Annotated in this window: 5 protein-coding genes and 5 tRNA genes; all 10 read right to left on the reverse strand. The window is 36.2% G+C overall.

Translation table 11 applies throughout. The features are described from left to right. Window positions 1-231: 231 nt before the first annotated feature. The 10 genes from PYW34_RS08195 to PYW34_RS08240 all read right to left on the reverse strand — a co-directional run bounded on the left by PYW34_RS08195 (window position 232) and on the right by PYW34_RS08240 (window position 5,964). Window positions 232-690, reverse strand: coding sequence for a PTS glucose transporter subunit IIA (locus PYW34_RS08195; RefSeq protein ID WP_002288815.1), 459 nt, complete (start codon window positions 688-690; stop codon window positions 232-234). 12 nt (window positions 691-702) lie between these two features. Then, window positions 703-2,034: a putative maltose-6'-phosphate glucosidase gene (locus PYW34_RS08200; protein WP_016627925.1), complete on the reverse strand. Its 1,332-nt coding sequence runs from the start codon at window positions 2,032-2,034 to the stop codon at window positions 703-705. A 10-nt stretch (window positions 2,035-2,044) separates the two neighbouring features. Then, on the reverse strand, window positions 2,045-3,487 hold the full coding sequence (locus PYW34_RS08205; protein ID WP_016631546.1) for a PTS transporter subunit EIIC: 1,443 nt from the start codon (window positions 3,485-3,487) through the stop codon (window positions 2,045-2,047). Further along, a complete protein-coding gene (locus PYW34_RS08210; protein WP_002288811.1) occupies window positions 3,474-4,238 on the reverse strand; it encodes a carbohydrate deacetylase in 765 nt (254 codons plus the stop codon). Before PYW34_RS08210 ends, PYW34_RS08205 begins: the two co-directional genes overlap by 14 nt. Window positions 4,239-4,341: 103 nt before the next feature. Next, the gene (locus PYW34_RS08215; protein WP_002288809.1) at window positions 4,342-5,217 is read right to left on the reverse strand and encodes a PRD domain-containing protein; all 876 of its coding nucleotides are present in this window, start codon (window positions 5,215-5,217) and stop codon (window positions 4,342-4,344) included. A gap of 254 nt (window positions 5,218-5,471) precedes the next feature. After that, window positions 5,472-5,556, reverse strand: a tRNA-Leu gene (locus PYW34_RS08220). A 17-nt stretch (window positions 5,557-5,573) separates the two neighbouring features. Further along, window positions 5,574-5,645 (reverse strand) — tRNA-Gln (locus PYW34_RS08225). A 9-nt stretch (window positions 5,646-5,654) separates the two neighbouring features. Beyond that, window positions 5,655-5,727 (reverse strand) — tRNA-His (locus PYW34_RS08230). Between the two features lie 61 nt (window positions 5,728-5,788). Continuing rightward, a tRNA-Leu gene (locus PYW34_RS08235) sits at window positions 5,789-5,873 on the reverse strand. A 20-nt stretch (window positions 5,874-5,893) separates the two neighbouring features. Continuing rightward, window positions 5,894-5,964 (reverse strand) — tRNA-Cys (locus PYW34_RS08240). Window positions 5,965-6,000: the final 36 nt, after the last annotated feature.

Consider the following 6,000-nt stretch of genomic DNA (forward strand, 5'->3'; position numbering starts at 1 on the left):
TCATAACTAATTATATAATTAAGAAATTTTATTTCAATATATTCTCTTAAATAATCAAATTTATTTTTAAGAATCCTGAAAATAAGTTTTCTAAATCATAGGAGCAACAAAAAAATTCGATAATTAACAAAAATCAAAATGATTAAATCTAGTGATTGAAACATATCATTTTAAAAAAATTTTGTAAATTCACCCATAAATATCACCCTATTTAACTTTTTTCATCGTACACTAAAATTCAAAACAACTATCTTTAATCTTTACTTCTTGGTTTTGTTTTAATAAATTTCCTTCAAAAATGCCTGGAGAAACTACAATGATCACCGTATCTTTTTGTGCTTGCTCCAACTTCTTCAAATCTATAATAGCTAACAGTGTCCCTTCTTTTACCTCCTGGTTACTTTCAACCCGTATCTGAAACGGACTTCCTTCGAGTTCAACTGTATCTAAACCCATATGGATCAGTATTTTTCTGCCAGATTCACTTTCGATCGTTATGGCATGTCGGGTAGGAAATATATTATCGATTATTCCTTTAACTGGCGCATGGATATATCCATCATGATTCGTTATAGCGTATCCAACTCCTATCATTTTTGAAGAAAAGACCTCGTCTTTTACTGCTGTTAATGGAATAATTTGACCACTAGCTACAGCTTTTAGAATGTTTCTTGTTTTAAAGAAATGCACTTTTTATCACCTCTACTTTAATGCTGGCCAATATTTTTTGTTTACTTTGATCATTTCATCTAGTATTTTTTTTGCGACTCTGGCATTTGGTACGGTTTGATTCAATGTAAATGCTTGTAAAGCTTTTTGATAAGAACCTTCAAAGTAAGCATCTACTAGTAACTTCTCTGCTGCAACTTGTGCCTCCATCAATCCTTTATGAAAATCACTGATTGGTTTTCTTAGTGTAATTGGCTCCACACCAGTTGCACCAACATATGCCGGTATTTCAACAACTGCATCTGACCGTAGATTCGGAATCGCCCCTTGATTAGGAACGATTAGCATAAAGCGACGACGATCATCATTCAACAAGGAAATAGCTATATCGACGATATATTGTCCATGCTCCCCAAAATTAAAGTTCAATACTTCTTCCACAATACCGCGGCGTATTTTATCAGCCATTTCTTTGGTATTTTTCTCTCGTCCATCCATGACCATATTAGCACGTGTATACTCTTTGTCAGTATGCTCAACGACCATATCAGGATATAAGTAATACTCTAAGTAATTATTCGGGATATTACTTGGAAAATTTTTCGTGATGACTGACATCATTTGAAAGGTTTTTTGCCAAGTTTTGTCTCCTATATTAAAATCGGCGACTTGCATTTCTTTTGTTATTAGTTTTTCAATAATCTCTGGCATAATTTCTCGTTGCAATTCTTTATCATAAATCGATGTATACCAGCCAAAGTGGTTTAAACCATAATACGTAACGATCCAATTCTTACGATCATAACCGTAATTCACTGCAATCGTTTCTTCAATTGAAATAGTCATATCACAGGCATTAATCATTTTTACATTCGGATATTTACGACGAACAGCTTCAGAAACGATCGACTCTGGATTTGTATAATTCAAAATCCATGCTTTGGGGGCATAGTCTTGTATATGATCGACAATTTCCAATAAACCTTTGATTGAGCGCATCCCATAAGCAAATCCTCCGAGTCCACACGTTTCTTGTCCTACTAATCCATGTTTAAGTGGAATCTTTTCGTCCTTTTCTCGCATCTCCAATCCTCCAACACGAATTTGTGAGAAAACAAAATCGCATCCTGTAAAAGCAAGCTTTGGATCATCCGTTGCACGAATGCGAATATTTGAAAAACCTTTTCTTTTCAGCATAAATTTAACAATCAAGTACATATCCATATTTCTTTCTTCATCAATATCATATAAACGTATTTCAGATAATGGCAACCGTTTTTCATTGTTCAAAATGGCTTGAACGATTCCTGGTGTATACGTACTCCCGCCTCCAGCTATAGTGATAATCTGTTTTTTCATCATCATCTTTTCCTTTCTATTCTTCTAATAATTTATTGAATTCTGCCATAACATAAGTCACTTCTAAGCCGATGATAATTTGATAATTTTTTTCAGTTGGTTTAATGATCCCGCTTATCCCTAATTGCTTGATTCGCTGTTCCTCGACCATGGTGGGATCCACTACCTCTACCCGTAGGCGTGTATTACAACTATAGACATCCAGGATATTGGCTTTTCCTCCAAACGCTTGTAGCATTTTTGTTGCCATATATTCATAATTTTTACTTGCTAACCCTAACTCTGTTTCTTCTAAGGTTACTTCATTGCCAAACTCTGCCTTAGCTTCACGTCCTAATGTCTGAATGTTTCTCTTATTGATCAAATAATAAAAAGTAACGTAATACAAGGCAAAAAAGAAAATTCCGATTGGAAGAATCAAAATAGCATTGGTAGCGATTCGAAAATTGATGAGATAATCAACAATACATGCTCCGAATGTAAAACCAATTCGTATATTGAATAAGTAACAGACAATCCCTGCTAAACCGGCAAAAAGTGCATGGATCACGTACAACATAGGAGAAAGAAACATGAAACTAAATTCAACAGGCTCAGTGATATTTGCAATAAATGAAGTTCCTGCACCGCTTCCCATGATTCCTTTGACCATCTCTTTATTTTCTTTATAAGCTGCTTTATAGATAGCTAGACATATAGCTGGTATACCAAACATCATTACTACAAAAAAACCTGATAAAAACAGTCCAGCCTGAGGATCTCCGTTGATAAAGCGTGTCATCTCTCCTCTGAAAACTTCCTTGCTAGGAGATGTATAGCTTCCTAAATCGTAATAAATATACGTATTCAACACATGGTGCAGTCCAAAGGGGATCAGCAAACGATTCAAAAACATAAATATCCCCACACCTAATGCCCCCATATCAACGAGCAGTTTTGCAAAATTATCAATCCCAATTTGGATGAGCGGCCAGATAAAGCCCAAAAAAACAGCTGCGATTGTTTGTAGAATCATCACCATAGTCAATGGGAATTTTTCGCCCGCAAAATAAGAAAAAACTACTGGTAATTTTTGTTCTTTAAAGCGATTATACGTCCATGCCGCTACTAAACCGGAAATAATTCCACCAAAAATCCCCATATTCACTTCTGGGTCCATGATTTCTAAGCCTTTTTTCAAGGTAGCAATCGCTAAAAAACCAGTAAGTGCAGGTATTCCTTTGTCCTTATTTTTGACAAAACCGATTGCAACTCCTATAGCAAATAAGATATCCAAGTTTCCAAAAACGGCATTTCCAGCTGCACCAATTACTGGCATGTTCAGCATATCATCAGCTGATAAACGCATGATCAATCCCGCTAATGGCATCGCTGCAACTGGAAGTAGCATCGCTCTTCCAAGCTTCTGCACATTTGATTTAACATTCATTTTTATTCCTCCTCTATTAAATATCCTCATATGTTACTAACTCAATCAAAGGATCATTTTTCACTTTTTGAGCAAATGCTGAATGAATTAAAAATTCGACTTGGTGGGTACGAGGATACACAAAACTTGAACCATTTAACAATTCCTGATCCAAATACGCTGCGTGACACATGACTTCGATCGTTTTATCTTCTCTCAATATCATGAGTAAACTTGCCAAATATTCTTCCACACTCGTATTGATTTGTCGTTTTTTTTCATCAGTTTCTCCTACGACATCGAAACAAGGCTCAAAATAATCGACATGACGAACTTCATCTTTTCGTTCAAAGTTGCTCCGAACCGGCAAATCATATTTTTTTGCTAATGTAACAACTACCTCCTGATTTTCATCCAAAGTATGAGTATGATGATGACTGTCTAAATGAGTTGGTATGATCCCCGCATGATAAATTTTTTGAATCTGAGCATTCCATTCCTGATACAGTTGATCTTTGTCAATGTTAAATGGATGCTGATAATAAGATAAGGATCTGAACTCTCCGCTTTCGATAAGAGTATCGACAGTTTTGAGGAGTGGTTTGCCACACGTCAATGTTAAATGGACTCCTACACCTAGCCTAGGCATTTCCTTTCTTAGTTTCACAGCATGCTCGAAACCCGGCATATTTGCCATCAATGTAGTTGATGTCAAAATTCCTCGCTGATAAGCATCCATAATCCCATAATTCACACCATGGCTATAGCCAAAATCATCCGAATTAAAAATCACTTTTCCCATTTCATTCTCCTTCTTTTTTCTACTAAAATAGGCGCAACCAAATAATCATAGTCCATTTACTATGTGTCATTTGGTTGCGCCTATAGATAGTTACGCCCTTATTTTAATAGATTCTTGCTAGATGAATTGCCAAATAGATGATTTCATTTTCTTGAATGGCAAGTTGAAATTGCTGTTCGATGATATCTTTAATCTTTAGTGCTGTACAATACGCTTTGCTATGTTTAAATGTTTCAGTAAAAAAACCAATATTTTCTACTGGCGTTTCTTCCTGATAAATCAAGCGTTTAACCAGGAATTTGATATGAACCATTAAGCGATGATAAGTCAGTGATTCTTTATCATAAACGTTTGAATAGGATTTTTCTAGATGGGACAAAATCGTGGTCGTCATTTCTACTATTTTTAAGCTCTTTAAACTATTAGGCTCTCCTAGCTCAGCATTAATGATATGCATAGTGATGAATCCTACTTCATTTGACCCTAACTCGGTTTGATATCGATGATTGATTCGCTCGACCACTTCTACTGCTATATCATATTCATTTGGATAAAGGAATCTCATTTCTGGCAACATAATTGCTGTGACATCTCTATCTTCTCTTTTTCGTTGAATAGCAAAATAAATATGATCTGTCAATGTAATATAGATATTTGAATCTAATGGAGAGGAGATCCTAGCTGTTATCAGTTCAATCACTTCTTCCGCAAAATCCATAAATTCGATTGGAATCTGCGAGACTATCTCACTGAATCGTTTGATCTTTTCTTTAGAATCTAATACAAATAATTTGTCAGCATCCTCAACATCAAATGGCTTACTCACTTTAGCAGAAAAGCCAATCCCTTTCCCCATCGCAATTTTTTCTATTCCATCGTCATCGATCAATACAGCATTATGATTCAGCTTTTTCATCACATACACCGTTAATTCACCTCCTCTATATGATAAAACAAAACAACTTGCAGACTCCTTCATACATATTTTTGTCTCCAAACAATTTTTAAAGACAAAAAACGACCTAAGAAAGAACCCTTTCTTAGGTCGTGCCTAATTGAATAGTAGCACCCTACATAATTTACAAAAATAGTTTAACACATAATAAAAGCGTTATCAATATCTTTTTTACTCGTTTTATGATAATACTTGTATCGAATTGATTTGGAGGTAATTACATAAAAACAAAAAAAATATAGCAACTCTCTATAAGAAAGTTGCTATATTGATAATTATACCGGCGGCCGGGGTCGAACCGGCACGTCCTCAACGGACACTGGATTTTGAGTCCAGCGCGTCTGCCAATTCCGCCACGCCGGCAAATTTAAAAATAATAACTGGGGTAGCTGGATTCGAACCAACGCATGAGGGAGTCAAAGTCCCTTGCCTTACCGCTTGGCTATACCCCAAGAATAAAGGGCGAATGATGGGAATCGAACCCACGAATGCCGGAGCCACAATCCGGTGCGTTAACCACTTCGCCACATTCGCCATCATAAAAGATGTTATTTAATTTCTCAATAAAAAACTAAGATGAAGACATCTTAGTCAATACCGGCGGCCGGGGTCGAACCGGCACGCCCTCAACGGGCACTGGATTTTGAGTCCAGCGCGTCTGCCAATTCCGCCACGCCGGCAAGTTGATTTATTAGTACTAAGGCGGTAACCGGATTTGAACCGGTGATGAAGGTTTTGCAGACCTCTGCCTTACCACTTGGCTATACCGCCATTATACTATTATCAATCTATAAAATAAAGAATAAA

Source organism: Enterococcus faecium, from assembly GCF_029023785.1.
Classification (GTDB): Bacteria; Bacillota; Bacilli; order Lactobacillales; family Enterococcaceae; genus Enterococcus_B; species Enterococcus_B faecium.